We start from the raw sequence: 240 nt of genomic DNA on the forward strand, positions 1-240 counted from the left end.
ACGGGAAGAGCATCGCAGTTTGATACACTTCGACAGTATAAGGGTCTCTGTGGATTTCCAAAGAGAATTGAAAGCGAACATGATGTTTGGGAAACAGGGCACAGTTCTACATCACTTTCTGCAGCTATGGGTATGGCTATCGCTAGAGACCTTAAGAAAACAGATGATAAAGTTCTTGCGGTCATTGGTGATGGTGCTTTAACGGGCGGAATGGCTTTAGAAGCGCTGAACCATATCGGT

Annotated in this window: 1 protein-coding gene; it reads left to right on the top strand. The window is 45.0% G+C overall.

What is annotated here, in order from left to right; all coding sequences use genetic code 11:
- Positions 1-240 (top strand): 1-deoxy-D-xylulose-5-phosphate synthase N-terminal domain-containing protein (locus F1003_RS19175; protein WP_497986943.1); only part of this gene is annotated, 240 nt, incomplete at both ends.

Source organism: Winogradskyella ouciana, from assembly GCF_009709615.1.
In the GTDB taxonomy this organism is placed as follows: Bacteria; Bacteroidota; Bacteroidia; order Flavobacteriales; family Flavobacteriaceae; genus Winogradskyella; species Winogradskyella ouciana.